Here is a 25,805-nt window from a genome sequence, read left to right on the forward strand (position 1 = left end):
CGATATGGAGCGGCGTGGCACGCTGAAGAGCTGGGACGACGGCAAGGGCTTCGGCTTTATCCAACCCGAGGGCGGTGGCGAGCAGCTGTTCGTACATATCTCCGCCATGCGTGGCGATAGCCGGCCGCAGGTCGGCGACGCGGTGGTCTATGTCGCCGGTAGCGATGCTCAGGGTCGGCCGCGTGCCCAGCACATGCGCCACGCCGGGCTGAGCCTGGATCGACCGGCGATTCGCCGCAAGCCGACGGAGTCGGCCAAGCCCTCCAGAACTGCCGCTGCGAAGAGCGCCCGTGCGGCGCGCGGCGAGCGTCCGCCGCAGCCGGGCATTCAGCAGTTGTCGCTCAAGCTGCTGGTGCTGGCGGCTCTGTGCGTGCTGCCGGTCTGGGGCGCCCTGGTGCTGCTGGAGCGAGGGCTGGTCTGGGTGCTGCTGGCCTATCCGCTGGTCAGCCTGTTCAGCTTCTGCCAGTACTGGCTGGACAAGCAATCCGCGCAGAAGGGCCGCTGGCGCACTCCGGAGAACAGCCTGCATATCGCCGAGCTGCTCGGCGGCTGGCCCGGCGCCCTGGTGGCGCAGCAGGTGTTCCGCCACAAGACGCGCAAGGCGTCCTTCCAACTGGTGTTCTGGGCCATCGTCGCGCTGCACCAGGCTTTCTGGATCGACCAGTTGACGCTGGGCGGCCGCCATCTAGGCCATCTGCTGCCGCTCTAGTCGAGCAGCAAACCCAGCTGGCGAATCTTCGGCAGCTTGCGCATCACCAACTGGTGGGAGCGCCGCAGGCATTCGCGCAGCTCCTCGTCACCGAGGGGGAAGGGCGGCGCCATGCTGATCCAGTGGGCGCGCGCCAGATATGGAGCGGGGTGGATGCCCGGCCGGTCGACGTAGCCGAGGAACAGCTCCGCCTCGACCTTGAACGCCAGCCGTTCACCCATGAAGTCGAGAATGGCGAACATTTTATTGCCGGCTATTGAGAACACCCGGTTGCTGCCCCATTTAAGATCCTCGCGGGCGCCGGGCAGGCTCAGGCAGTACGCGGCGATCTGTTCGTTGGTCATCAGGCTTCATCTCTCTGGCTGAACCGCGGCTACCCTAGCAGAGTCGCGCCGCCTCTACCCAAAGGAGTTCCCCCATGTCGCTGTCCCTCTACCAGGCCTCCGTGCCGCAATTCGTGCGCATGTTCGGCAACCTGTCGGCCATCCTCGACAAGGCCGTGGCCTATGCCGAAGCCAAGAAGATCGACCCCAACGTGCTGCTCAACGCGCGCCTGGCACCGGACATGCACCCGCTGACCCGCCAGGTGCAGATCGCCAGCGACGCGGTCAAGGGCTGCGCCGCGCGCCTGGCCGGGGTGGACGTGCCGAGCTTCGCGGACACCGAGAGCAGCTTCGCCGATCTGCAGGCACGCATCGCCAAGACGCTGGACTTCGTGAAGAGCCTGACGCCGGAGCAGATCGACAGCGGTGCCGGGCGCGAGATCGTCATGAAATTCCCCGGTGCCGAGCTGAAGTTCACCGCCGAGGACTACCTGCTGCACTTTGTGCTGCCCAACTTCTACTTCCACGTCACCACGGCCTACGCCATCCTGCGCCATAACGGCCTGGACGTCGGCAAGATGGATTACCTGGGCCGCGTCTGATCCGCCCAGCAATAAAAAGCCCCGCATTGCGGGGCTTTTTCGTTACAGGGCCGGCGTCAGACGAAGATGCCCTGGCTGCGCAGGTAATCGTCGTAGGTGCCGCTGAAGTCGGTCACGCCGTTCTCGGAAAGCTCGATGATGCGGGTGGCCAGGGAGCCGACGAACTCGCGGTCGTGGCTGACGAAGATAAGCGTGCCCGGGTAGTTCTCCAGCGCCAGGTTGAGCGCCTCGATGGATTCCATGTCGAGGTGGTTGGTCGGCTCGTCCATCACCAGCACGTTGGGCTTCTGCAGGATCAGCTTGCCGAACAGCATGCGGCCCTGTTCACCACCGGAAATCACCTTGACCGACTTCTGGATCTCGTCGTTGCTGAACAGCATGCGCCCCAGGGTGCCGCGGATGGTCTGCTCGCCCTGGGTCCACTGGCCCATCCAGTCGAACAGGCTGACGTCGTCCTCGAAGTCGTGGGCGTGGTCCTGTGCGTAGTAGCCGACCTCGGCGCTCTCGGTCCACTTCACTTCGCCGGCATCCGGGGCGAGTTCGCCGACCAAGGTGCGCAGCAGGGTGGTCTTGCCGATGCCGTTGGGGCCGATGATGGCCACGCGCTCGCCGGCCTCGACCTGGAAGCTGAAGTTCTTGAACAGCACCTTGTCGTCGAAGGCCTTGGACAGCTTCTCGATGGTTACGGCCTGGCGGTGCAGCTTCTTGTTCTGGTCGAAGCGGATGAACGGGCTGACGCGGCTGGACGGCTTGACCTCGGCCAGCTGGATCTTGTCGATCTGCTTGGCGCGCGAAGTGGCCTGCTTGGCCTTGGAGGCGTTGGCCGAGAAGCGGCTGACGAACGTCTGCAGCTCGGCGATCTGCGCCTTCTTCTTGGCGTTGTCGGCCAGCAGCTGCTCGCGCGACTGGGTCGCGGCGGTCATGTACTCGTCGTAGTTGCCCGGGAACAGGCGCAGCTCGCCGTAGTCCAGGTCGGCCATGTGGGTGCAGACCGAGTTCAGGAAGTGGCGGTCGTGGGAGATGATGATCATGGTGCTGTTACGCGCCGTGAGGATGTTTTCCAGCCAGCGGATGGTGTTGATATCCAGGTGGTTGGTCGGCTCGTCCAGCAGCAGCACCTCCGGATCGGAGAACAGCGCCTGGGCCAGCAGCACGCGCAGCTTCCAGCCGGGAGCGACTTCGCTCATCGGGCCGAAGTGCTGCTCCAGCGGGATACCCAGGCCGAGCAGCAGCTCACCGGCGCGGGATTCGGCGGTGTAGCCGTCCATCTCGGCGAACTCGCCTTCCAGCTCGCCCACCTTCATGCCGTCTTCTTCGCTCATCTCCGGCAGCGAGTAGATGCGGTCGCGCTCGGCCTTGACCTTGTACAGCTCCTCGTGGCCCATGATCACGGTGTCGATCACGGTGAATTCTTCATAGGCGAACTGGTCCTGGCGCAGCTTGCCCAGACGCACGTTCGGCTCCAGCATCACCTGGCCGCCGGAAGGCTCCAGATCGCCGCCGAGGATTTTCATGAAGGTCGACTTGCCGCAACCATTGGCGCCGATCAGACCGTAGCGGTTGCCGTTGCCGAACTTGACGGAAACGTTCTCGAACAGCGGCTTGGCACCGAACTGCATGGTGATGTTAGCGGTGGAGATCAAAGGGATTACCTATCAATAACTTAGAGATGGCTGGAGTCGCCTGATACCGATTTGATGCCAATATTCAGTTTTCCAACTCGCTCCAATCGGAGCTTGAGTTAATCCAGCGGGCGTACGTAGACCGCAGCACCTGCACTCTATGGCCGAGCTGCTGGGATATGAAAGCGGGGGCATGCGCATATTGTCGCATAGGTGTGGCGGCAGTTGTACGGCGGCCGATAACGAACACTCAGTGCCTTCAGTACCGGTCGCCACTGATGGTGCAGGTCCTAGATCTGCTAGGAGGGAAGACATAGGGCGTTTCGGTTACCTTTCCCACCCCAGATCTGCGGCGCTCTGCATAAGCCTTGGCGAATTCCAGGGCATGCATGACTCTTTCATTAAGCACGACGAATCGGTCGCCACCGGTTTGGTGCGCTCTTCCATGACGCCTAGCGCGACCGTACGGCAAACGTGAGCAACGCGTTTCGTCATGTCGACAGCGTCCCAGCGCAACGCCAATGCTTCGGATAGCTGCATCGCAGCGCCCTCTAGCACTATGTCGATGCCATTGCCGATGAGCAAGCGCAGCTCCTTAAAGGCAGTACCTCCGGATTCGCTTGGCATGTGGAACAAGGCGTAATCCGACTGATAGTCTGAAGCTGTCCGCTCGAACGTAATGGGCGTAACGCATGGCCACATACTCGTGCTTGCTTGAAACTCCCTCTGTTCACACATACCAGGCCCTTCGCCTTGGCTCAGGACTGAGTGAGAAGACTACTGAAGCTGCGATACGGGGGTTGCCCAACACCCTCTTCGCTGTCCAAATTCTTCATGGCTCGCAACCGGTGGGAATGGGGCGAGTCGTAGGCGATGGTGGGTGCTTCTATCAAGTTGTGGACATTGCTGTCCTCAAGGAGCATCAGGGCAACGGCTTGGGGAAGCGCATCATGGGGGAAATATTGAGATACATCGAAGCCAATGTCCCTGAGAGCGGCTACGTGAGCTTGATCGCAGATGGTCAAGCACAGGACTTGTACGCACAGTTTGGCTTTGTGCATACAGCGCCGCGCTCTGTTGGCATGGCTTACAGGAAGCTCGGGGCGGCATCCGAGGATGCCGTTTCCAGAGGCCTGGGGACGACGGGACACCGCTTTGGGCGGTGAATCGCCGCTCACGACCGCCTGACCTTTTTTCGGAAGCCTATGAGAGACGGCGCAGTCGTTCGATGCAAACAAAAGCAGGGGCGAATAGTCGCCGCCGATTGCTAATGGCTCTCCGTCAGTTCTGTAAGTAGCTCCTCACGCAATCTTTGCAGTTCCCGCGAGTTGCGCTCCCGCGGGTGCGGCAGGTCGACCTTGACTTCGTGGCCGATACGTCCCGGGCGGGCGTCCATGACGATCACGCGATCACCCAGGTAGAGCGCTTCTTCTACGTCATGAGTGACCATGATCATGGTGCTGCGCTGTTGCACCCAGATGCGCTGCAGCTCGTGTTGCAGATGCACGCGAGTGAGGGCATCGAGGGCGCCGAAGGGTTCGTCGAGCAGCAGCACCTTGGGGCGGGTGATCAGCGCGCGGGCGATGGCTGCGCGCTGGGCCATGCCGCCGGAGAGCTGGTGCGGGTAGGCCTGTTCGAAGCCGTTCAGGCCGACGAGGGCCACATGCTCGGCCACCAGGTCGGCCTTTTCCTTCTTGCTCAGGCGCTGGTTCCTGAGGGCCAGGGCGATGTTCTGTTCGACGGTCTTCCAGGGGAACAGGCGGTGGTCCTGGAACACGATGCCGCGGTCGAGGCTGGTGCCCGATACGGATTCGCCGTCCAGTTGGATCTGACCCTGGTAGTCGTTCTCCAGGCCTACGATCAGCCGCAGCAGCGATGACTTGCCGCAACCGCTGGCCCCGACGATGCTGACGAATTCTCCAGGCAGCACCTGCAGGTCGATGTTGTGCAGCACTGGCAGGGCCTTGCCGTCGATCTGGTAGGCCTTGTTCAGGCTGCGGATCTCCAGCGCGCCGGGCTGGCGCAGGTCGTTGCCGAGCAGTTGTGGATCGAGAATGGCTGTCATGAGGTTACCTATCGCGAAGGTTGCGCCAGCGCAGCAGGTGGCGGCTGAGGCGTGTAAACAGTTGGTTCATGGTGTAGCCGAGCAGGCCGATGCACAGCACGCCGATCACCACGACCTCCATGCGTGATCCGGTCTCGGCGTTCATCATCAGGTTGCCGAGGCCCATGCCGGTGGAGAGGAAGAGCTCGCAGCCCACCGAGCTGACCCAGGCGAAGGCCAGCGCGTGCAGCACACCGTTGGACAGGCTGGGCAGGGCGCTTGGCAGTTGCACCTGGGTGAACTGCTGCAGTGGCGTCAGGGTGTAGATGCGGCCGACCTCCTGATAGCTCTTCTCGACGTGGCTGAAGCCCTCGAAGCTGTTCAGCACCATGGGGTAGAAGGCGGCCAGGGAAACGATCAGTACCTTGGAGAACTCGCCGCTGCCGAACCACAGGGCCAGCAGCGGGATCAGGCCGAGAATCGGTACCTGGCGCAGCGTGTGGTAGAGCGGCGCGAGCAGACGCTCGGCGATGCGCGAGTGGGCCATCAGCGCGCCTACGGCGAAGCCGGCGAGTACGCCATAGAGCAGGCCGAGGCAGGTGCGTTCGAGGCTGGCCGCTACGCTCAGCCACAGCTCGCCACTGGCCAGCAGCTCGTCCAGACCTGCGCCGATCTTGCTCAGCGGCACGAAGGCGTAGGCCTGGCTGGCGCCCTGGCGTGACATGTATTCCCAGGCGGCAATCAGCAGTAGTGGCAGGAGCAGGCCGCGCAAGGACGCGAGAAAGCGGATCAGAATCTTCATGCGCGTGGTTTCCAGCGGAACAGGTGTTTTTCCAGGAGGCGGAAGCCGTAATCGAGGGTGAAGCCGACCAGCCCAGTCACCACCACGCCGACCATCACGATGTCGATGCGCATCATCTGCCGGCTCAGTTCGATCAACTGGCCGAGGCCGCTGTCGGCGGCCAGCAACTCGGCGGCGACCAGAACCATCCAGGAACGGCTGAGGCTGATGCGCAAGCCTGTGACGATGGGCGGTGCTGCGGCGGGGAAGGCTACGTCCTTGAGCAGGCTCCACAACGGCAGGCGATATACCTCGGCCACATCAAAGTAGCTGCGCGGAATGCCCTTAACGCCCTCGCTGGTGGCCAGGGCCACCGGGAAGAACGCCGCCTTGACCACGATGAGGATCTTGAAGGTCTCTTCGACGCCGAAGAACAGGATGAACATCGGGATCAGGGCGATGGAGGGAATCTGCCGCAGGGTGTGGAACAGCGGGGCGCAGTAGGCCTCCACCTGTTTCGACAGGGCCATGGCGGTGCCGAACAGCAGGCCGCCAAGCGCGCCGAGGGAAAAGCCTATGCCCAGGCGCGACAGGCTGTTTTGCAGGTGCTCGCGCAGCTCGCCGCTGCTCAGCAGTTCGACGAAGGCCTGGTAGACATGCAGCGGCGGTACCAGCAGCTGGGTTGGGTACCAGCCGGCCTGAGCCACCAGGGCCCAGGCGACGAGCAGTGCCAGTGGCGAGGCGAACCAGCTCAGGCGGTTGAGTGAGGCGGTCAGCATGTCATCCCTCCAATACGGCAGCCGCGGGGACGCGACGTACCTTGCGCAGCCAGCAGAAGCCGGCCACCAACAGCAGCAGCGGAATCCAGGCGAGGAACAGGTTGCTCAGCCCGACCAGCTGGCTGATCACGCCGCCGAGCAGCGCGCCGGAAAAGCTGCCGAGCATGCCGGCCAGGTTGAACAGGCCGGAGATCTTGCTCTTGTCGGCGGCGTGCTCGCCGAGCTGGGCCATGTTGACCAGGTGCACCAGCGAGGCTGCCGTGCTCAACAGCACACCGCCGATGGCCAGCAGCGCGTAGCCATGTGCGCGGCCGAGCAGCAGCAGACCGAGCACCGCGGCGCTCAGCCCGGCGACGTAGGCGAAGCGGCGACCGATGCGCTCTACCAGATAGCCGAGGCCGAACAGGCCGAGTACGGCGGCCAGACCTTGCACCATCACCAGGCTGACCGCCTGGCTCTGCGAGAGCCCGGCGACATCCATGGCCAGCAGAATGATGAAGGTGCCGAACAGCGCGCCGGTGGCGCCGGATAGCATCTCGATCAGGCAGCTCTCGGCAATTTCCAGGTTCTGCAGCATGGCCAGCACCTGGCTGAACATGCTGCCGCTTTCGGCACCCACATCGAGGCTACTCGGCTCCACCTGTTCGGCTTCCCAGAAGCCCAGGCTGTAGACCGCCATCAGGCCGAAGCACAGGCCGATCACCACGAAACCGAGGGTGAAGCCGGTGCTGCCGCTGAGCCAGTTGCCCAGCAGCGGGCCGAGCAGGCCCATGCCCAGGGTCAGCGAGCCGCGGTACCAGCCGGCCTTGTCGTTGCCGATGCGCTTGAGCTGGCGCAGAAACGCGCTGTTCATGGCGACGATGCGGAACGGGATGCACAGGCCGATCAGCAGGCGCGCCGCGGCCAGCCAGATCCAGCCGCCGAACAGCGGGATGGCCAGGTTCAGCAGCATGGGCCCCAGGCTGGCGAGGAAATACACCCGGCGCGCGCCAAAGCGGGCGATGACGAAGCCGGCCGGCAGGGTCAGCAGCACCATGCCCAGCGATTCCATGGCCGAGATGATGCCGAGTTGCAGGGAATTGGCGCCGATCTCGATGGCGTACAGGGTTGTGATGATCTTGGCCATGCCGATGGTGGCGCCACTGAAGGCGGCCAGCAGCATGAAGTTGGCCAGGAAGGCGCCGGGGCGCCCGCTGGCTTCAGATCGCGACATTGACCTTCTCCAGCAGTTGTTCCAGCGGCTCGGCGGCTATCCATTGGCGCACGTCGAAAGCGTGTGGGATGAAGTCCCAGCGCTGGAGGAAATCGGTGAGGTCCTGCAGCGCGCCGATGGAACGCTCGGCCAGGTTGGTCTGCAGGCGCAGATGGGCGTCTTCGCCATAGGCGCGGGCCACCCAGTACTCGCTGCTGTTGGTCTCGCGGGCCAGGTAGCGCCGGGTCTCCTCGGGATGGGCCCAGGCCCACTGCTCGGCGCGCAGCACGGTATCGAGGATCAGCACGGCCGCCTCGGAGTGTTCATCGAGCAGGTGCTGGTCGACGGTCAGGGTACGTGGCGTGCCGATGTTGGCGCGGATCAGCGGGTCCGGGTGCGAGCCGACATCCACTACCACGCGCAAACCGAATTCGTTGGCCAGGTGCAGGCCATGAGCGCCCTTGACGAAGATCGCGTCGATATCGCCGCGTAGCAGACCGATCAGCTCGTTGTTGCGCTGCGGACGGTTGCCGCCGAGGGTGACCTGGGCGCCATGCACATGGTGCACCGGCTCATCGCTGTAGGTACCGCCGTAGGGATAGTCGACCAGCTCCACGTCGGCGACCCGCAGGCCTTCCAGCCGCAGGGCGTTTTCCAGACCGCGAATGGCCTGGGCGCGGGTGAAGTCGATCTGCACGTTGGCCCACTTGGGCACGCCGAAGCGGCGGTTGCGCAGGTCGCGGATGTCGCGGATCTGGCTGTCGTGGGTGGTGACGATCAGCTGCACCTCGTCGGCCCAGGACAGGCCGATCACCCGGGTCTCGCTGCCACGGGCGCGGGCCCAGATGGCCGGGATGTTGCCGCCATGGCGGACCGAGTTGTGCAGGTGCTGGTCGAAGTGTGCCTCGCGCACTTCGCGGTCCGAGGACTCGCGCAGTGCCTGAATGCGGGTGCCCAGCGGTCGGAAGGCCTGGGCCAGACGACCGGATTCAACGGCAATGCCGAGCCCTGTGGGTACCGGACTATGGGTGTACCAGAGGGTATCGAGGGGTGTGCTCATGAAATGTCCACGAAACGCTTGTTCGGATGTGTTCCGCACGGGCGCAGTGTTCGCCCGTGCGGAACCACGACTCAGCCGGCGCGCTGTGCCACTGCGCTGCGCAGGGTTTCCAGAGGGCGTGGGTCGATCCAGTCCTGGACCGAGAAGCTCTGCGGGATGAAGGCCCAGCGCTGGAGGAAGTCGGTGAAGTCCTGCAGGGCCACGATCGAGCGCTCGTCGAGGTTGGTGCGCAGGCGCTGGTGGGCGTCCTCGCCGTAGGCCTGGGTTACCCAGTACTCGCTGCTGTTGGTCTCGCGTGCCAGGTAGCGGCGGGTGTCGTCGGGGTGGGTCCAGGCCCATTCCTCGGCGCGCAGCACCGAGCTGAGAATGCCGACCGCAGCATCGTAGTGCTGCTCTAGCAGGTTGGAGTCGACGCTCAGGGTGCGCGGTGTGCCGTTGTTGGCGCGGATCAGTGGTTCCGGATGCGAGCCGGTGTCGATCACCGTGTGCAGGCCGAACTGTTGTGCCAACTGGGCGGCATGGGCGCCCTTGAGGAAGATCGCGTCGACTTCGCCACGCAGCAGGCCGACCAGTTCGGCGTTTTGCCCGCCGCGCCGGCGGCCGCCGAAGGTGGAGGTGCCGCTGACCGTCTCGGCCGCCTCGTCACTGAAGGTGCCGCCGTGGGTGTAGTCGACCAGCTCGACGTCCTTCACCTCCAGTCCTTCCAGCTTGAGGGCGTTCTCCAGGCCGCGGATGGCCTGGGCGCGGGTGAAGTCGATCTGTGCATTGGCCCAGTTCGGCAGGCCGAACTTGCGGCCCTTGAGATCCTTGGCGGATTTGATGCCACTGTCCGGCAGGCTGAGGATCAGCTGTACCTCGTCGGCCCAGGACAGGCCGATCACGCGGGTATCGCGGCCACTGGCGCGGGCCCAGATGGCCGGGATGTTGCCGCCGTGGCGTACCGAGTTCTGCAGGGTATGGTCGAAGTGCGATTCGCGCACGGCCTGGTTGGCCGACTCGCGCAGAGACTTGATGACCGTGCCCTGGGCCCCCAGGGTTTCTTCTAGCCAGCCTTTCTGCACGGCGATGCCGAGGCCGGTAGGTACCGGGCAGCGGGTGTACCAGAGGGTATCGAGTGGTTGACTCATGGTGCGATTCCTTTCAGTCAGGCGCTGGCTTGCAGCGCGGTGGTGGTGTGGATCTGGGCCGGTTTGGCGTGCACCAGCGGCAGGATCTCCTGGCCAATGCGCAGGGCTTCTTCGAGGTGCGGATTGCCGGCCAGGATGAAGGTCGAGAAACCGGCATCGCGGTATTCGGCGAGGCGTTCGGCGACGTTCTCGTGGCTGCCGACCAGGCCCACGGTCGGTCCCGGCTTGGCCTTGCCGAAGCCGGCCCAGAGATTCGGGCCGAGGACCAGGTCTTCGAAGCGATCGCTGTTCTGGTGGTAGGCGTTCTGCCGCGCCGCACCCACCGAGTCGGAACCGGTGGCGAAGTGTTTGATGGCGGCGCTGGTGCGCGCGTCGATGCGCTCGTACTGGCGGCGCAGTTCGCTCCAGGCGGCCTCTTCGGTCTCGCGGGCGAACAGGTCGATGCGGATGCCGAAGCGCACGCTGCGGCCCTGCTTGTCGGCCAGCTCGCGCACCCGTTCGAGGTGCGGCTTGAGCTTGTCGATCGGCTCGGCCCAGTTCAGGTAGACGTCGGCATGCTTCGCCGCCACGTCCAGGGCTGCATCGGAGAAGCCGGAGAAGTACACGCCGGGCTTGCGCTCATGCTTCAGGCCGAGCGGCAGGGAGCCGTTCTCCAGCTGGTAGATGTCGCCCTGGTAGCTGAACTGCTCGTGGTTCCACAGGCCATCGATGATGTCGAGGAACTCGCCAGTGCGCTGGTAGCGCTTGTCGTGCTCGAGGAAGTCGCCGTTGGCGCGCTGGCTGGCCGGGTTGCCGCCGGTGATGATGTTCCACTCTAGGCGACCGCGGCTGAGGTTCTGCAGGATCGCTGCCTGCTGCGCGGCATAGGCCGGCAGGGTCCAGGTGGCCTGGAAGGCGATCAGGAACTTGATCCGGCGGGTCTCGCGAGCCAGGGCGGCAGCGGCAATCCACGGCTCGGGGCCGGTCGGCAGTAGGGCGCCCTCGAAGCCGGCGAGTTCGGCGGCCTTGGCCACCTGGGCGACGTAGTCGATGTAAGTGAAGCCGTCCGGCTCACCGTTGGGCAGGCGCCCCGGAGCGATGTTGCCCGGGCGGTGCACGGCGGCGCCGCGGTTGTTCTTGTCGGTGGCCAGGTAGGGACCATCGCTACCCAGCGGTAAACGCCAGAAAAATTCGGTGCTCATGGCAGTGTTCCAGTTGCTGCGTCGAGGAGGCCCGCCGCGTGCTGCGACCGGGGTTGCAGGAGCTTGAGCAAGGCCTGTGCCGAAAGGCTGAAAGCCAGCAATGGCGGGCGATGCAGCCCGGTACGGAGAGTCTTGCCAGGGCCGATTGCTGATGCAGCAACACCTGCCCAGCACTGGCTGCTTGGGTTGCAGCAGATTCAGCTTTGAACGAAGTGGGCGATGCTTTGGCTGATATTCAAGTATTTGAAATTCAATGGTTTTTTCTTGTGGCACAAGTCCTGCTGAGAAGGGTTCAGTACCGCGCCGATCAGGCGCGGTCCCCATCATCGTTCCCCAGGAGCTTCAGCCATGACCGCCAGCCTCACCGCCATACAACTCAGCCAGCTCGAACAGGCCAAGCGTGATTTCGCCAAGGCCTTCCGCGTGCTCAAGGAAACCCGCACGCTGACCGCCACCAACACCTACCAGGCCTATGTGCGAGTGCCAGATAGCGAGCTGGTGATCGCCCTGCATGCTCCAGGCCCTTGGGCCGATGACCAGGAGATCCGCGCCGTGGTTGCCAGCTACAGCGGCCAGGTGGTGCTGGACGAGACCGCCGCTGGCAGCTCGCCGCTCAGCGGCAGCAAGGCCGGCGGCAACGGCCAGCGCTATGCCGGGGTGTTCCAGAAGCGCCCCGAGGTCAATGTGGTGATCCATGTGCACACGCCGTACCTCGGCGGTTGGGCCAGTGCCCACCGGGTGCTGCCGATCCGCTATGCGGCCTCGCAGCGCGTGACCCTGGCCCGCGAGCTGCCGATCTACATCGACCGCCGCCAGCCGGAGCACGCCTTCATCGTCGAGAAGATCGAGGAGAACCCGCACACCCCGGCGATTCTCGAGGCCAATGGTGGCGCGACCTTCTGGGGTGAGAGCGTGTTGCAGGCGTCCAAGCTGATTTTGCTGATCGAAGAGGGCGCCTACTTCCAGGGCCTCGCCGAGCTGTTCGGCGGCTCCAAGGAGTTCGGCCCCGGTGTGCTGGAGCAGCAGTGGAAGATGACCGGCCTGTGGGCCCAGGGACAGAAGCTGCTCGAAGCGGTGGCCTGATCGGAGATGGCAGGCCGCCACGGCGGCCTGTTCAAGCTACGAGCCCGAATGCGTTGCGCATTCGGGCTCGGTCTTTTCAGGAGGTAGCGAAGCTGAAGCGGCCCTCGGCTATCAGGCTCGCCAGCGGCTGGCGCTGGGTCGGCTGTTCGCGGGCGCGCAGGTCATCGGGCAGCTCGGCGGCCTCGCCACGGCGGCCGATGGCGATGGCCAACTCGACCTGATAACCGTCCGGCACGCCCAGCTCGCTACGCGCCCGCTCGCGGTCGAAGCCACCGATGGCATGGCTGCTCCAACCACTGTGCTGGGCCTGCAGGGCCAGGCTGGCCCAGGCCGCGCCGCTATCCAGGGAATGGCTGAGCAGCGGGCTGTCCTCGCTGGCGCCGGGGCGGCGGTGGTGGGTGCGCGAGATCAGTATCACCAGCGCGGCCGCCTTGGCGGCCCAGCGCCGGTTGTACTCGCCGAGCAGGTCGAACAGGCTCGCCCAGCTGGGCGAGCCATTGAGTGCATAGACGAAACGCCAGGGTTGGGCGTTGTTGGCCGAGGGTGCCCAGCGCGCGGCCTCGAAGAGGGCGAACAGCTCCTGCTCGGCGATTGCCTCGCCGGTGAAGGCGCGTGGCGACCAGCGCTCGAGGAACTGTGGATGAATGGCGTACTCGGTCTGGCGGGGTGTGCTCATGTCGCTGTCTCGTGCGGGTGAGTGAATCAGAGGCCGGCCTGTCGCTGGCGCTCGCGCAGGGCCAGGGCGGCCTCCAGGGGGCGGTGGTCGACCCAGTCATGCAGGTCGAAGTCACGTTCGAGGAAGCCATACAGCCAGAGCGCCTGCTTCTGCTCGGCGAACAGTGCCAGGCGCTCGGCGGAGAGGTCCGGATGCAGGCTGCGGTGGAAGTCGTTGCGATAGGCGGCGGCCACACCTGCGGCGCTACCGGCGGTCTCGCCCTCGAGGACGGCGTGCAGGGCGTCGGGGTTGTCGGCAGCCCAGTCGGCGGCGCGCAGGGTCTCGGCGAGGAAGCGCACCAACAGGTCGAAGTGCTGGTCGATCAGGTTCTTGTGCACGGTGATCGGCCGCGGCGTGCCGTTGTTGGTGCGCAGGTGGGCAGAGGGCAGGGCATCCAGATCGATGCCGACCACGACGCCGGCAGCACGCGCCGCATCCACCGCGGCGGCGCCTTTGACATAGACCGCGTCGACCCGGCCTGCGGCCAGCTGCTCGATGCCGGCCCACAGCTGGCGTGGTCCGTTCTGTCCGCGCTTGCCATGCCCGGAGGGCACCTCCACCAGGGTGACGTCATGCAGGCCGAGCCCGGCACTGGCCAGTACACCACGATAACCCTGCAGCGACATGCCGCGAGCGATGCTGGAGCCGCGGGCATGGCTGGGCAGTGGATGCTCGATCCACTGTGGCAGCGCCAGGCGCTTGCCGGCGAGATCGGCGGCGCTACGGATGCCGGACTCGGGGCGTACCAGGATCACCTGCCACTCGTCGATCCAGGTCAGGCCGATCAGGCGGGTCGGCGCGCCTTGGGCGCGAGCGGCGAAGGCGAGGATGTTGCCGCCCTCGCGAATCAGCTCCGGCAACTGATGGTCGTAGTGGTGCTGGCCGAGGCCGGGGTTGTCCTGCAGGGTCTCGACGGCGATACCGTCGTCGGCGAAGGCCTGTTGCAGCCAGCCGAGTCTGTACGCCAGGCCGGTGGCGGTCGGCACCGGGCAGCGGGTGAACCAGAGCTTGTCGAGACCGGTTTTGCTGGCGAGAGGCGAGGGATTGGGCATGGCGGCTCCAGGAGCTGGGCGGCGCGCCGGAGCGCGGCCGCCGCGGTGGGATTAGCGGTGACCGCGCAGTAGCGGCAGGACTTCTTCGCCGACCCGGTAGGCTTCTTCCAGGTGTGGCGTGCTGGCCAGGATGAAGGCGTCGGCGCCGAGCTGGACAAGTTCGTCCAGGCGTTCGGCCACCTGCTGGTAGCTGCCGACAATGCCGTTGGTCTGTCCGCCGCGCAGCAGGTTGAAGCCGGACCAGACGTTCGGCTCGAGGATCAGGTCGTCGAAACGGCTGACGGTCTCGGGGCGGTTGCCGGCCTGCCGGTTGGCCCCCACCGAGTCGCCACCAGGGCGCTGCGCGGCGCGTGCCAGTTCCTCGGGCGATAGCCGCTCGAAGCCCTTGCGTACCTCGCGCCAGGCTTCTTCCTCGGTGGCGCGGGCGATGATGTCGACGCGTACCGCACACTTGATCTTGCGACCCAGGGCCTCGGTGCGCTCGCGTACGCGGGCGAACTTCTCGCGCAGCTGGGCGAAGGGTTCGAGCCAGGTCAGGTAGTACTCGGCGTGTTTCGATGCAGTAGCGAGAGCCGCATCAGAAGAGCCGGAGAAGTAGATCTCGGGAAATTCCTGCTGCGCCAGCGGCAAGGCCAGACCACCATCATCGACCTGGTAGTAGCGGCCTTGGTAGCTGAACGGGCCGCCGTTCCACACGCCGCGCAGCACGTCGAGGAACTCGCTGGTGCGGTCATAACGGGCATCGTGGCCGGCGCTGTCGCCCCACCACAGCTGGGCCGGACCGCCACCACCGGTGATCACGTTGAACAGCGCGCGGCCGCCGGTGGCGCGTTGCAGGCTGGCAGTCATGCGTGCGGCGGTCAGCGGGTTCAGGAAGCCCGGCTGGAAGGCGATCATGAAGCGGAAGGTGCGTGTCTCGCGGGCCAGGAAGGCGGAGATGGCCCAGGGCTCGTCGGTCATCGGGAAGGACGGGATCAGTCCGCCCTGGAAGCCGGAGATCTCGGCGGCGCGAGCGATCTCGGCGAGGTAGTCGATATAAGTGAAACCGTCGTCGCGGGTGCTCAGCCCGCTACTGCTGGGGTTGCCGTTGCCGAAGAACCAGTCGCCGCGAAACGGCTCGCGGTTGCGGTGGGTGCTGGGCTCGCCATGGGTGGGCAGGCGCCAGAAAACATCGATGGCCATGCTGTGGATTCTCGTCAGGCGGTGTGGGCGGTGGCGCCGGCAAGGCGGGCTCGCAGGGCGGGCAGGACGTTTTCGCCGACCCGATAGGCTTCCTCCAGATGCGGCGCGGCGCCAATCAGGAAGCTGCCGATGCCGGCTCCGGCATACTCGGCTAGCCACTCGATGACCTCGGCGTAGCTGCCGATCAAGGTCGCGACGCTGTCACCCCCTGGCTGCCAGAGGCCGCTGCCACCAGGTGCAGGCAGGCCTGCCTGGGTGGCCAGGCGTTGGGCATCGGCCAGGGCCTCCGCGGCATCCTCACGGGCCAGCAGATCGAGACGCAGGCCGGCCTCCGGGGCGCGCCCATGAGCGCGGGCGATGCGGCTTAGTTCGTCGAGCAGCGGCGCCAGTTCGCTGGACGGCCGCGCGGAAAAGACGTGGACGTCGGCCTGGCGGGCAGACAGTTGCAGGGCCTCGGCATCGTCGCCGGCGAGGTAGATGGGGGGCACTCGCTGGCCCGCCAGCGGCCCCTGGAAACCACCATCGAGCACCTCGAAGAAGCGCCCCTTGAAGCTGAACGGCGCCTGGGTGATGACTCCGCGCGCCACGCCGATGAATTCGTCGATGCGTGGCAGCAGGTCGGCATCCGCGACGAAGTCGCCCTGGCGTCTGCGCGCGGCGGCATCGGTCGGGGTGCTGAGCTGCCAGGCGAAGCGCCCGCCGCTGAAGCGCTGGTAGCTGACCGCGTTCTTCGCCGCATAGACCGCCGAGCCGCGCGCCGCGTCGAACTCGGTGAGCAGGCGCAGATGGCGGGTGCTGCGTGCGACGTAGCCAGCGATGATCCAGGGCTCGTCGCCATCCGGATGGTTGCCGATGCGGATGCCGTCGAAGCCGCTGAGGTCGGCGGCGCGGGCGATCTGCTGCAGGTAGTCGAGGTAGTTGAAACGTTCGCCGCGTGGGTCGCTGATACCAGGACCGAAAGCGGTCTGGCCATGGCGCTCGCCACGCAGGTAGGCGCTGGCATCGGCGTAGCGTGAGTCGCGCCAGTTGGGCAGCTCCCAGATGAATTCGACGCTCATGGGGCTCTCCCTAAGGGTGGCTGGCCAGGTCGGCCTGGTCTTCCTGCCAGTAGTTCTCCAGCTGCAGCTCCTTCAGCCCCTGGGCGACGAACTTGGGTTCGAGCAGCGCATTGACGTCGACTTCTCCACGAATCAGCTTGGCCTTCTGGCTGTAGGCGATGCCGTCGGCGTAGTGCTGGCGCAGGGCCTGGTCATACAACGGGGTGAACTGGCCGACCCAGGACCCGCCCTCGACTTCGCGCTGCAGCACGCTGAGTGGCTGGCCGGACTGCGACAGGTAGCCCTGGTAGGTTGCGCGGTTGGCGTCCTGGGCAGTCCAGTGGGCGGCCTTCAGGTAGGCGGTGACCACCAGTTGGGTCAGCTCCGGCTGCTGGGTTACGAAGTCGCTGGCGCCCCAGAGTTCGGCGCGCATCTTCCAGTCGCGTGGTGCCTGTTTGCTGGACCAGACGATCTTGCCGACCTGCTTGTCTTCGAGCAGGAAGGCATCGCTGAGGGTGAAGAACGCATCCACCCGCCCGGCACTCAGCGCGGCGGCGCCGGCCTGGGGGTTGAGGTTGAAGATGCGGAAGTCGGAGAAGCCGAGGCCATTGGCCTCCAGCAGCTTGGCGAACGACAGCTCCCAAGGGCGGCCGCGGTGCAGGGCGATGCGCTTGCCCTTCAGATCCTTGATCGAGGTGGCGCTGGAGCCGCTGGGCACCACCAGGTAGACATTGTTGCCGCTGCCACCAGGGGCGATCAGTTTGGTGGAGACGCCGGAGGCATTGGCGATGATCGACGGCAGATCGCCGTAGAAGGCGAAGTCGATGCGCTTGTTGGCGAACTCCTCGTTGACGAAGGTGCCCACCGAGGCGGTGGCCGCCGGGACCCATTCCAGCTTGATGTTGCGCTTGGCCAGTTCCTGTTGCAGCCACTGGTCGCGATCCATCACGTAGGCCGGGCCGTTGAAGGTGATCTTGCCGGCGTTGGCGTAGGCCACGGTGGCGATGCGCACGCTCTGCGGCGCTTCCGCCGCGATGGCGTGGCTGGCCAGCACGGCGGCCGGCAGCAGGGCCAGGCGGCGCAGCAGGCGGGTGAGGGTGAATGCTTGCATGGCGATGTCCTCGCGGGAGCCCGCGGCTTTAGGCCGCGGGCGGGGTGGGTCAGAAGTCGCTGGTCACGGAAACACCAACGGTGCGTGGGTCGCCGAACATCACCGCGGCGCTCTGGAAGCCACCCGGCAAGGTGTGGTTGCGGTACTCCTTGTCGGTGAGGTTATTGACGTAGGCGGTGACGCGCGTGGTCTCGCCCGGCAGCTCGTAGGTCACCCGGGCGTTGCCCAGGGTGTAGCCGTCGGCGCGCATGCTGGCGGTCTGGTCGTTGGAGAAGAAGTACTGGCGGCTGCGGGTGTTCCAGTCGGTGCCGAGGATGATCGCGCCACCGACATTCAGCGGGATGCGGTAGTCGGCGCCGAGCACGGCCGACACGTTGGGTGCACGGACGAACTTGTTGCCGGAGAAGTCGTCGTTGCCCGAGGTGTAGTCGGTGAACTCGGTGTGCAGCAGGCCGAGGGCGAAGTTGATGTGCAGGTTCTCGACCGGAATCGCTTCCAGCTCGAACTCGGCACCGTAGGCTTCGCCCTGGGCGCCGTTGGCCAGGCGCGAGACGGTCTGGTTGTTCACCGCGGTCACGATGTTGAGCTGGATGTCCTCGTAGTCGTAGTAGAACAGCGCGGCGTTGGCGTTGAGGCGGCCGTCGAACCACTCGGACTTCAGGCCCAGCTCGTAGGAGGTCAGGTATTCCGGATCGACCGTCGCGACGGTGGCCTGGCTGGTGACCCCGGTGTTGTAGCCACCGGAGCGGAAGCCATAGGCATAGCGGAAGTACACCCGGGCATTGTCGGAGAGGCGGTACTCGGGCGTCAGGTCGTATGTCCAGTCGCTCCAGGTATTGCTTTCGTCCTGCACGGCGTTGACCACCAGCGGGGTGCTGACGCTGCCGAGATGCCACCAGTCCTCGTTGTTGAAGCCGGCCTGGCCCTGGTTCTGCAGGCGCTGCAGGTCGATGTCCTTGGTTTCGCGGGTCCAGCGCAGGCCCGCGGTGAGGTTGAAGTCCTCGGTGAAGTTGTAGGTGGTGCTGCCGAACAGGGCGTAGCTCTCGGTGCCCTGGTTGAAGGCGGTGTTGTTGTAGAAGCGCGGGATGTAGCGATTGCTCAGCGAGCCGTTGGCGCTTTCCGAGTCCAGATCCTCGTCAAAATAGTGGAAGCCCAGGACCCAGTTCAGGCGGTCTTCGCGCGGCGAGGCGAGACGGAATTCCTGCGACCACTGCTTGCTGTCGGCATAGCTGTAGCCACGCTGCAGTTCCAGCGGCGTGTTGTCGCTGTCGCTCAGGCCTTTGCGCTCGAAATGCTCGAAGGCGGTGATGGAGGTGAGCTCCAGGCTGCCCAGCTGCCAGACCAGGTTGAGGTTGGCGCCGGCCTGGTCGATGTTCACCTTGTAGTCGGCGTTGTAGTTGACCTCGCCCTTCTTCGGGTCGATCGAATAGCCGAACTGGTTGGTGCCGTTGGCGCGGGTGCCGTAGCTGACGGTGCTGTAGCCGCCGGTGTCGTGGTAGCTGCGCGCATGCAGATTCAGGTTGGCTTCCAGGTCGTCATTGATGCGCGCGAGGAACTGCAGGCGTGCGGCATCGTCTTCCAGTGCGCCTTGATCGTCGTCGTTGGCGAGATTCTCGTTGTAGCCGTCACGGCCCTGATGGCGCAGCGACAGGCGGGCGGCCAGGCGGTCATCGACCAGCGCATCGCTGACCGCACCCTCCACCACGCGATCGGCGTAGTCGCCGACGCCGACCTTGAAGTACCCGGACGGATCGAAGGTGGGCTTGCGCGAGATGAAGTTGATCGCGCCGGCCGTGGTGTTCTTGCCCCACAGCGTGCCTTGCGGGCCGCGCAGTACCTCCACCCGCTCCTGGTCGAACAGCGGGAAGCCGCTGGCGCTGATGTTGGCGATGTACACGTCGTCGACGTAGATGCCCACCGGGCTGACGGTATTGGCCCCCTGGTCGCCGGTACCCAGGCCGCGAATCCACCAGCGCGGACGGCCATGGCCTTCGGTGGTGCCCGCCGAGGCGTTGGGAATGAAGCGGGTGACTTCGTTGGCCGACTGCAACGAGGTGTCGCGCACCTTGTCGCCATTCAGCACGGAGATGGAGGAGGGTACCTCCTGCACCGTCTCCTCGCGCTTCTGCGCCGTGACGGTGACCTTGGCTAGCGTCGGGGCGCTGTCGGCCTGCTGGTCGGCAGGCGTTTGTGCCTGCTGCGTGGTCTCGGCGGCATGTGCCGCGACCAGGTTAAGGCCGGCCAGGCCCCCCAAGGCCCAGGCGATGGCAGTGGAAAGAGTGGTGCGCTTGAACATGTTGCCCCCAGTGACTGGCTTGTTTCCGGCATCGCGATGGCGATGCCGGGCGATCAGGTGTTGGCGGTGCCCATGCTCTTTTGCGGTGGTGGCTAGGCATCCGGCGGCTTGTGCAGGCCGCATTGCCCCTATCGCAACAACCGTACCGAGATATGTTTATTGCTAGTAATTTATTGATTAGTAAGGATTTGTTTTGATTTTAAGGTGACGAATCAGCGGTTGTTTCCTACTGCCTGGCCAGCAACCATTGCTGCTGGGTTGCTGCCCCAGCAGCAATTGTCTTTATATTCTTTAAGAGAATAACCAAATGAATATTTATGATTATTTGTGCATAAATTAATTGCTGCACTATCGGTGCTCTGGCCATTAACGGATTCGCCGCCATGTCGCTGCTCACTCACCCTCAGGCTCGTGAACTGACCAAGTCGGTTCGCGCCACCGTGCTGGTGTTCAAGGACCCTCGTTCGCAGGAGTTGCTCAACCGTATCGAGCGCCTGGCACCTAGCGAGGCCAACGCACTGATCATCGGCGAGACGGGTACCGGTAAAGAGCTTGTTGCCCGCCACATTCATCACCTGAGCCGGCGCGGCAAGGCGCCCTTCGTGGCGGTGAACTGCGGAGCGTTCCCGGAGACCTTGGTGGAAAGCGAGCTGTTTGGTCATGAGAAGGGCGCGTTCACCGGCGCCGCCACCAGCAAGGCCGGTTGGTTCGAGGCCGCCAACGGCGGGACCCTGTTTCTCGATGAGATCGGCGATCTGCCGTTGAACATGCAGGTCAAGCTGCTGCGTGTCCTGCAGGAGCGCGAGGTGGTGCGGCTGGGCTCGCGTACCCCGATCCCGATCAACGTGCGTCTGGTCGCGGCGACCAACGTCAACCTGGCCGATGCGGTAGTGGCCGGGCACTTTCGCGAGGACCTGTTCTACCGCCTGCACGTGGCGACCATCCGCCTGCCGCCGCTGCGCGAGCGGCCGGGCGATATCCTGCCGTTGGCCGAATTCTTCGTGAACGAGCATTGCCAGCGTCTCGGCTACCAGCGCGCCTCGCTGAGCCCGGAGGCCGAGCGCAAGCTGCTGCTGCACAGCTGGCCGGGCAACATCCGCGAGCTGGAGAACGCGATTCATCACGCGTTGCTGGTATGCCGGAATCAGCAGGTGCAGCCGAACGATCTGCAACTGGTCGAGCTGCGTCCCTCTATCGAGCGCCACGAGTTGCCAGCCGCTTCTGGTGCGGTGGCCGAGGCGAGCCTGGAAGCCGCGCTATACGCGCTATACGAGAAGAACCTGCCGGACCTTTACGAACACATCGAAGAGGCGATCTTCCGCAGCGCCTACCACTTCTGCCAGGGCAACCAACTGCAGACCGGCCGTTTACTTGGAATCAGCCGCAACATAGTGCGGGCGCGATTGGAAAAGATCGGCGAGCTGAGCAGGCCTATACGGGAGGTCGCGTGCCTTTAGAGCATTCGAGACTTTCAGTTTTACAAATCAATAATCCGATCCACGTCAGCCGGCCAGTTTTTGCAGGGTCCGGCATGCCCCGAAACGCCATCCAGAGCTGGCCCCTGATCCAGGAGCACACCGCCAAATGGGCAACGTCCTAAAAGCTGACAATCTGAAGGAAGTGCTTTGGCGCAATCCCGGCGAGGTCCTCGATCTCGGCGTGCAGTTGCGCCAGGCCCTCGACCTGCAGCGCCATGTGCCGCGTCGCGAACGTCCCGTGCTGAACCGCCGCGAGGCCGTGCTGCTGGGCCTGTTCGCCCTGACCCTGCACGGCGCTGTGTTGTACTGGCTGAGCCAACGTAGCGAGCCGGTACTGCCGGAAGTGCCGGTGGTGATTCCGCCGATGACCATCGAATTCGCCGCCCCGCCGCCTCCGCCGGAGCCGGTGATCGAGCCACCGCCACCGCCGGTGGTGGAGGAGCTGGCGGTCAATCCGCCGCCCAAGCCCGAGCCACCCAAGCCGCAGCCGCCGAAACCTAAACCGAAACCCAAGCTGGTGCCGAAACCGGTCGAGCCGCCACCGCAGCCGCCCAAGGCCGAGACGTCGCCGGCGCCGCAACCGCCCAAGCCGGCTCCGGCCCCGGTGGAAACGGCACCGTCCGCCAACGCCGCGTACCTGAAGAACCCGGCGCCGGAATACCCGAGCCTAGCCCAGCGCCGCGGCTGGGAGGGCACGGTGCTGCTACGGGTACACGTGCAGGCCAACGGCAAGCCGAGCGAGATCCAGGTGCAAAAGAGCAGCGGCCGCGAGGCCCTCGACGAGGCCGCCATCCGCGCGGTCAAGCGCTGGAGCTTCGTACCGGCCAAGCGTGGCGAGCAGACCATCGCCGGTTGGGTGACCGTGCCACTGGACTTCCGTTTGAACTAACTGACCGACCGCAGCGGCGCCCGCTGGCGCCGCCGAACAAGACTGCAATACGCCCTGCGAGGAACGCGACATGAACCTGCTTACCGACTCTCCCTTCCAATCGGTCGAACACAGCGTCATCTGGCTGCTGATAGGCTTCTCCGTCATCACCTGGGGCCTGGCCCTGATCAAGGGCATCCAGTTCGCCCGCCAGCGCTATCAGGATCGCCGCTTCCACAAGCAGTTCTGGAGCGCCACCAGCCTGGGCTCCGCCGCCGAGCAGGGCCAGCAACAGAACGGTGCGGTGGCCCGTCTGGCACAGGCCGGCTTCGCCGCCATCCAGGTACAGGACGGCCAGACCCATGATCTGGCCCAGTCGATCAACCACCAGGATCGTCTCGAGCGCTCCCTGCGCCAGCAGATCCAGCGTGAGCGCCGCTCGCTGGAGTCCGGCCTGGCGGTTCTCGCCTCGATAGGTTCGACCTCACCCTTTATCGGCCTGTTCGGCACCGTATGGGGCATCATGGAAGCGCTCAAGGGCATCAGCGCGGCGGGCAACGCCAGCCTGGAAACCGTGGCTGGGCCCATCGGTGCGGCGCTGGTCGCCACCGGTGTCGGCATCGCCGTCGCTGTGCCGGCGGTGCTGGTCTACAACTACTTCCTGCGTCGCCTCAAGCTGACCGCAGCGGACCTCGACGACTTCGCCCACGACTTCTACAGCCTGGCGCAGAAGAGCGCGTTCAAGGTCATCAGCCACCCCGGCGCGCGCAAGCCGCAGCAGCCGCAGAACGTGAAGGAGGCCGTCTGATATGGCCTTCTCCACGCAGGACAGCGACGAGGTCCTCTCCGAGATCAACGTCACCCCGCTGGTGGACGTGATGCTGGTGCTGCTGGTGGTGTTCATCGTCACCGCGCCGCTGCTGACCAACTCTATCCCGATCAACCTCCCGAAGACCGAGGCAGTGGCCCCGGCGGACCAGAAGGACCCGCTGGTGGTGAGCATCGACGGCGACGGCAAGCTGTTCATCAACAAGGACGAGATCCAGCCGGAGCTGCTGGAGAGCAGCCTGGCCGAAGCCAAGAGCAAGGACGCGGAGATCAAGGTGCAGCTGCAGGCGGATGACCAAGTCGACTACGGCGTGGTGGCCAAGGCCATGGCCAGCATCGAGCGCGCCGGCATCACCAAGCTGGCCGTGATTACCGCCCGTTAGAACGATTTCATGGGGCCGCTCTTACCAGGCAGGGGAACGGCCCCTTTTTTATTCGCCGCAGGAGACGCCCAAACCGATGTTGTACATCCCGCCGCGGGCCTGTTATCTGGCCTTGCATAAGGCCATTCACCAGCTGGCGCTGCCGCAAGTTGGGTGAACCTGCGGGTATTCCAAAAGCATGTCTGGACGGGCTGCTAATGGCTGACAGCGGACATGGTTGTCGGAAGGCAGCTGTGATCCCGCCGCGTCAGAAGCCCACTAAGCGCAGTGGCTTGCGAGCTCACAACTCGAGCGATCAGTCCGGGCACCTGACATAGTGCTTGGCGTTGTCTGTATGAGCATGAGGTTCGACCAGCATGTGGAGGGCAATAGCAGGTCCGCCTCTTCATCCCTCTTCCAAAACTCGGCCATGCGGTTCAACTGGTCGGCAGTTGCGGCCAAACCGAAGTCCAAGCTGTCCTGCAAAACGATTAGTTCGCCATTGATGAGCGTGGCGAATAGGTGCTTCAACATGAGAGATTCCCCAGCTAGATACCCCTTTGAGTGGGGGACGCCACATTGGCCTGGCTTTTCCAGTTTCCAATCATTCTGAAAACTGCAAGTCGAGGTCGGAGGTGGTTTCCGGTCGATAGGGCAGCCATGATCGGCTGGCCGGAGTCCTCTCCGGCCAGCCAACGCCTCAGTAGCGCAGCTTGGCGCTCCAGTCGTCGTACACGGCCGGCTGTTTCATCTGCACGCGGAACTGCTCGGCCTCGGCTGGGTTGCTGGTCCACAGATACAGGTGGTCCTTCCAGCTGCCGGAGGTCCAGCGCAGCAGGTAGTAGTCGCTGCCGCGCACGGTGTCGCGGTCGAGCAGGCGTACCAGGTCGCCATCGGCCAGGCAACCGCTGGGCTTGCCCGGCAGCTCGATGCGTAGCTGGTTGGAGGAGTCGCCGGCCTTGGGGTAGTAGGCATAGTTGCCGCCGCCACCGCCCAGCCACCAGTTCAGCCAGTGGCCAGGGTGGCGCACCGATTCGATCTCCAGGTAGTCGCCACTGCGGATGCAGAAACTCACCGGATAGTGCCAGTTGCGCAGGCTGAACAGGCTTTCGGCTTCGCTGCCGTCACCGGTCACGTGCAGCCAGTCGGTAGCCTTGCTGGCGCCGGCACGCAGAGTCTTGCCATTGCTCTGGCTGCGCAGGGTGACCTGGCCGTAGCGGTTTTCCCGCGGCTTGCTGGCGCGGGTCGGGGTAGTGCTATCGGCGCGGGTGAAGGCGGCGACTGGCGAATGGTCGGAATAGTCCTGGAACTGCCAAGTGGCGCCGGCCTGGGTCACGCTCCAGCGCGGCGACGGGGTGTCCAGCACCTGGTTGTGCCAGTAACTCGGCTGGCCGTGGTGACGCGAGACGAAGATGTAGTCCAGATACTCCGGTGCGTGGTTGGGGTACTGGTAGCTAGCGATGCCATTGCGCCGGGTGTCGAAGCTGGTGTCGCTGCCGGCGAAGCTGTCCGGTGCCTTCACCTGCAGGCGCTCGAGCAGGTCGTGGTATTCAGGGCTGTCGCGGATCACGTTGAAGTCGCCGCCGATGAACAGCACTTCGTCCGCAGAAATGCCTTTGCTCTCGATAAAGGTGCGCATCTCGTCGAACTGGCTGGCGCGCACCGCCGTGCCCTTGCCGTCCGGGCAGCCGGTATCCGCGGCCTGGGCGTGGGTGCCGATCACGTGCAGCGGCTGGTCGTTGCGGTCGAGGCGGGCGTAGACGAAGCCCTTGTTGGAGAAGTAGTCGGCGCCGCAGCCCTGGGCATAGACGTATTGCACGCGCTCGACAATCGGCCAGCGGCTGACGATGGCCACGCCGCCGTCTTCCGGCGTGGTATCGGAGTAGGCGCCGAGGGTGGCGTCCCAGCCATTGCGCGAGCGGCCAAGGATCGGGGTCTGGTGCGGGTACTCGTTCTTCAGTCCATCCAACAGGATGGCGGCGGCGGGATTGTCGAACAGTTCGTTGAGGATCACCGCGTCCTGGCCCTTCATGTAGTCGGCCTGGGCAATCAGCCTGGCACGGGTTTCCTGGCCCCAGCCGGGCTTGAGCGTGCTGGGCAGGAAGAACACGTTGTGGGCCAGCAGCTTGTACTGGTCGCTGGGAGCCGCCGATAGCGGCGCGGCGAGTGCGAGAAGGGTAAGGGTGCAGCAGGCGAGCGTGGTGAACTTCATCCTGAAGGCTCCTGTGGCCTTTACGGCCTCTTGTTGGTGGCATTCCCGGTCTCTGGAATAGACCAGACGCCCGAAGAATCCTGGAGCACTGTTACAGTTTTGCAAGGCGGACAAGGGAGGTCGATGACAGAGCTGTTGCACTGGTCGAGATGGTTGGCCTA

The 25,805-nt window shown here is 64.9% G+C and carries 25 protein-coding genes and 1 pseudogene; 8 read left to right on the forward strand and 18 right to left on the reverse strand.

Features of this window, described 5'->3' with window-relative positions; all coding sequences use genetic code 11:
- The first annotated feature begins 4 nt into the window (after positions 1-4).
- Positions 5-709: a DUF1294 domain-containing protein gene (locus tag IB232_RS08655; RefSeq protein WP_192398110.1), complete on the forward strand. Its 705-nt coding sequence runs from the start codon at positions 5-7 to the stop codon at positions 707-709.
- Here IB232_RS08655 and IB232_RS08660 read toward each other — a convergent pair.
- The gene (locus IB232_RS08660) at positions 706-1,053 is read right to left on the reverse strand and encodes an MmcQ/YjbR family DNA-binding protein (protein WP_192398111.1); all 348 of its coding nucleotides are present in this window, start codon (positions 1,051-1,053) and stop codon (positions 706-708) included. The genes IB232_RS08655 and IB232_RS08660 overlap by 4 nt on opposite strands.
- 74 nt (positions 1,054-1,127) lie before the next feature.
- Between IB232_RS08660 and IB232_RS08665 the strand changes: the two genes are divergently transcribed.
- On the forward strand, positions 1,128-1,634 hold the full coding sequence (locus IB232_RS08665; protein ID WP_192398112.1) for a DUF1993 family protein: 507 nt from the start codon (positions 1,128-1,130) through the stop codon (positions 1,632-1,634).
- A 56-nt stretch (positions 1,635-1,690) separates the two neighbouring features.
- On the opposite strand, the gene IB232_RS08670 is transcribed toward IB232_RS08665, so the two are convergent.
- Positions 1,691-3,277 (reverse strand): ABC-F family ATPase, encoded by a 1,587-nt coding sequence (locus IB232_RS08670; protein ID WP_192398113.1) that lies wholly within the window; start codon positions 3,275-3,277, stop codon positions 1,691-1,693.
- Positions 3,278-3,341: 64 nt separating this feature from the next.
- Positions 3,342-3,796 (reverse strand): annotated as a pseudogene (locus IB232_RS23485) (site-specific integrase); the annotation flags it as partial.
- Between the two features lie 152 nt (positions 3,797-3,948).
- Between IB232_RS23485 and IB232_RS08680 the strand changes: the two are divergent.
- Complete coding sequence (locus IB232_RS08680; RefSeq protein WP_192398115.1) at positions 3,949-4,422, forward strand: GNAT family N-acetyltransferase; 474 nt, start codon at positions 3,949-3,951, stop codon at positions 4,420-4,422.
- 101 nt (positions 4,423-4,523) lie between these two features.
- Here the strand turns inward: IB232_RS08680 and IB232_RS08685 are convergent, their stop codons facing one another.
- From IB232_RS08685 to IB232_RS08715, 7 genes are all read right to left on the reverse strand, one after another.
- Entirely contained in the window at positions 4,524-5,321 is a 798-nt protein-coding gene (locus tag IB232_RS08685; RefSeq protein WP_192398116.1) for an ABC transporter ATP-binding protein, read from the reverse strand.
- A gap of 4 nt (positions 5,322-5,325) precedes the next feature.
- On the reverse strand, positions 5,326-6,102 hold the full coding sequence (locus tag IB232_RS08690) for an ABC transporter permease (RefSeq protein ID WP_412547720.1): 777 nt from the start codon (positions 6,100-6,102) through the stop codon (positions 5,326-5,328).
- Complete coding sequence (locus IB232_RS08695; protein WP_192398117.1) at positions 6,099-6,860, reverse strand: ABC transporter permease; 762 nt, start codon at positions 6,858-6,860, stop codon at positions 6,099-6,101. Before IB232_RS08695 ends, IB232_RS08690 begins: the two co-directional genes overlap by 4 nt.
- 1 nt (position 6,861) lies before the next feature.
- Positions 6,862-8,073 (reverse strand): MFS transporter, encoded by a 1,212-nt coding sequence (locus tag IB232_RS08700; RefSeq protein ID WP_192398118.1) that lies wholly within the window; start codon positions 8,071-8,073, stop codon positions 6,862-6,864.
- Entirely contained in the window at positions 8,060-9,112 is a 1,053-nt protein-coding gene (locus IB232_RS08705; RefSeq protein WP_192398119.1) for an ABC transporter substrate-binding protein, read from the reverse strand. The genes IB232_RS08700 and IB232_RS08705 overlap by 14 nt, the downstream gene beginning before the upstream one ends.
- A gap of 71 nt (positions 9,113-9,183) precedes the next feature.
- Positions 9,184-10,239, reverse strand: coding sequence for an ABC transporter substrate-binding protein (locus tag IB232_RS08710; RefSeq protein ID WP_192398120.1), 1,056 nt, complete (start codon positions 10,237-10,239; stop codon positions 9,184-9,186).
- A 17-nt stretch (positions 10,240-10,256) separates the two neighbouring features.
- Positions 10,257-11,420: an LLM class flavin-dependent oxidoreductase gene (locus IB232_RS08715; protein WP_192398121.1), complete on the reverse strand. Its 1,164-nt coding sequence runs from the start codon at positions 11,418-11,420 to the stop codon at positions 10,257-10,259.
- 348 nt (positions 11,421-11,768) lie between these two features.
- On the opposite strand from IB232_RS08715, the gene IB232_RS08720 reads away from it, so the two are divergent.
- Entirely contained in the window at positions 11,769-12,503 is a 735-nt protein-coding gene (locus IB232_RS08720; RefSeq protein ID WP_192398122.1) for a class II aldolase/adducin family protein, read from the forward strand.
- A gap of 76 nt (positions 12,504-12,579) precedes the next feature.
- Here IB232_RS08720 and IB232_RS08725 read toward each other — a convergent pair whose 3' ends face one another.
- The 7 genes from IB232_RS08725 to IB232_RS08755 all read right to left on the reverse strand — a co-directional run bounded on the left by IB232_RS08725 (position 12,580) and on the right by IB232_RS08755 (position 20,297).
- The gene (locus IB232_RS08725) at positions 12,580-13,179 is read right to left on the reverse strand and encodes a nitroreductase family protein (RefSeq protein ID WP_192398123.1); all 600 of its coding nucleotides are present in this window, start codon (positions 13,177-13,179) and stop codon (positions 12,580-12,582) included.
- Positions 13,180-13,205: 26 nt separating this feature from the next.
- A complete protein-coding gene (locus tag IB232_RS08730; protein ID WP_192398124.1) occupies positions 13,206-14,270 on the reverse strand; it encodes an ABC transporter substrate-binding protein in 1,065 nt (354 codons plus the stop codon).
- Positions 14,271-14,321: 51 nt separating this feature from the next.
- Positions 14,322-15,452: an LLM class flavin-dependent oxidoreductase gene (locus IB232_RS08735; RefSeq protein ID WP_192398125.1), complete on the reverse strand. Its 1,131-nt coding sequence runs from the start codon at positions 15,450-15,452 to the stop codon at positions 14,322-14,324.
- A gap of 14 nt (positions 15,453-15,466) precedes the next feature.
- The gene (locus tag IB232_RS08740) at positions 15,467-16,510 is read right to left on the reverse strand and encodes an LLM class flavin-dependent oxidoreductase (protein WP_192398126.1); all 1,044 of its coding nucleotides are present in this window, start codon (positions 16,508-16,510) and stop codon (positions 15,467-15,469) included.
- Positions 16,511-16,520: 10 nt separating this feature from the next.
- Positions 16,521-17,600 (reverse strand): ABC transporter substrate-binding protein, encoded by a 1,080-nt coding sequence (locus IB232_RS08745; protein ID WP_192398127.1) that lies wholly within the window; start codon positions 17,598-17,600, stop codon positions 16,521-16,523.
- A gap of 49 nt (positions 17,601-17,649) precedes the next feature.
- Positions 17,650-19,896: a TonB-dependent receptor gene (locus tag IB232_RS08750; protein WP_192398128.1), complete on the reverse strand. Its 2,247-nt coding sequence runs from the start codon at positions 19,894-19,896 to the stop codon at positions 17,650-17,652.
- Between the two features lie 212 nt (positions 19,897-20,108).
- Complete coding sequence (locus IB232_RS08755; protein ID WP_192398129.1) at positions 20,109-20,297, reverse strand: hypothetical protein; 189 nt, start codon at positions 20,295-20,297, stop codon at positions 20,109-20,111.
- Between IB232_RS08755 and IB232_RS08760 the strand changes: the two genes are divergently transcribed.
- The 4 genes from IB232_RS08760 (at position 20,280) to IB232_RS08775 (ending at position 23,453) form a co-directional block, all read left to right on the forward strand.
- Positions 20,280-21,353: a sigma-54 interaction domain-containing protein gene (locus IB232_RS08760; protein WP_192398130.1), complete on the forward strand. Its 1,074-nt coding sequence runs from the start codon at positions 20,280-20,282 to the stop codon at positions 21,351-21,353. The genes IB232_RS08755 and IB232_RS08760 overlap by 18 nt on opposite strands.
- Before the next feature lie 127 nt (positions 21,354-21,480).
- Positions 21,481-22,263, forward strand: a complete 783-nt coding sequence (locus IB232_RS08765; protein WP_192398131.1) for an energy transducer TonB — start codon at positions 21,481-21,483, stop codon at positions 22,261-22,263.
- Positions 22,264-22,333: 70 nt separating this feature from the next.
- Entirely contained in the window at positions 22,334-23,050 is a 717-nt protein-coding gene (locus IB232_RS08770) for a MotA/TolQ/ExbB proton channel family protein (protein WP_192398132.1), read from the forward strand.
- Position 23,051: 1 nt separating this feature from the next.
- On the forward strand, positions 23,052-23,453 hold the full coding sequence (locus IB232_RS08775; RefSeq protein WP_192398133.1) for an ExbD/TolR family protein: 402 nt from the start codon (positions 23,052-23,054) through the stop codon (positions 23,451-23,453).
- A gap of 679 nt (positions 23,454-24,132) precedes the next feature.
- Here the strand turns inward: IB232_RS08775 and sph are convergent.
- Positions 24,133-25,644, reverse strand: coding sequence for a sphingomyelin phosphodiesterase (sph, locus tag IB232_RS08780; RefSeq protein WP_192398134.1), 1,512 nt, complete (start codon positions 25,642-25,644; stop codon positions 24,133-24,135).
- Positions 25,645-25,805: the final 161 nt, after the last annotated feature.

The sequence above is a fragment of the Pseudomonas sp. PDM15 genome, assembly GCF_014851565.1.
In the GTDB taxonomy this organism is placed as follows: Bacteria; Pseudomonadota; Gammaproteobacteria; order Pseudomonadales; family Pseudomonadaceae; genus Aquipseudomonas.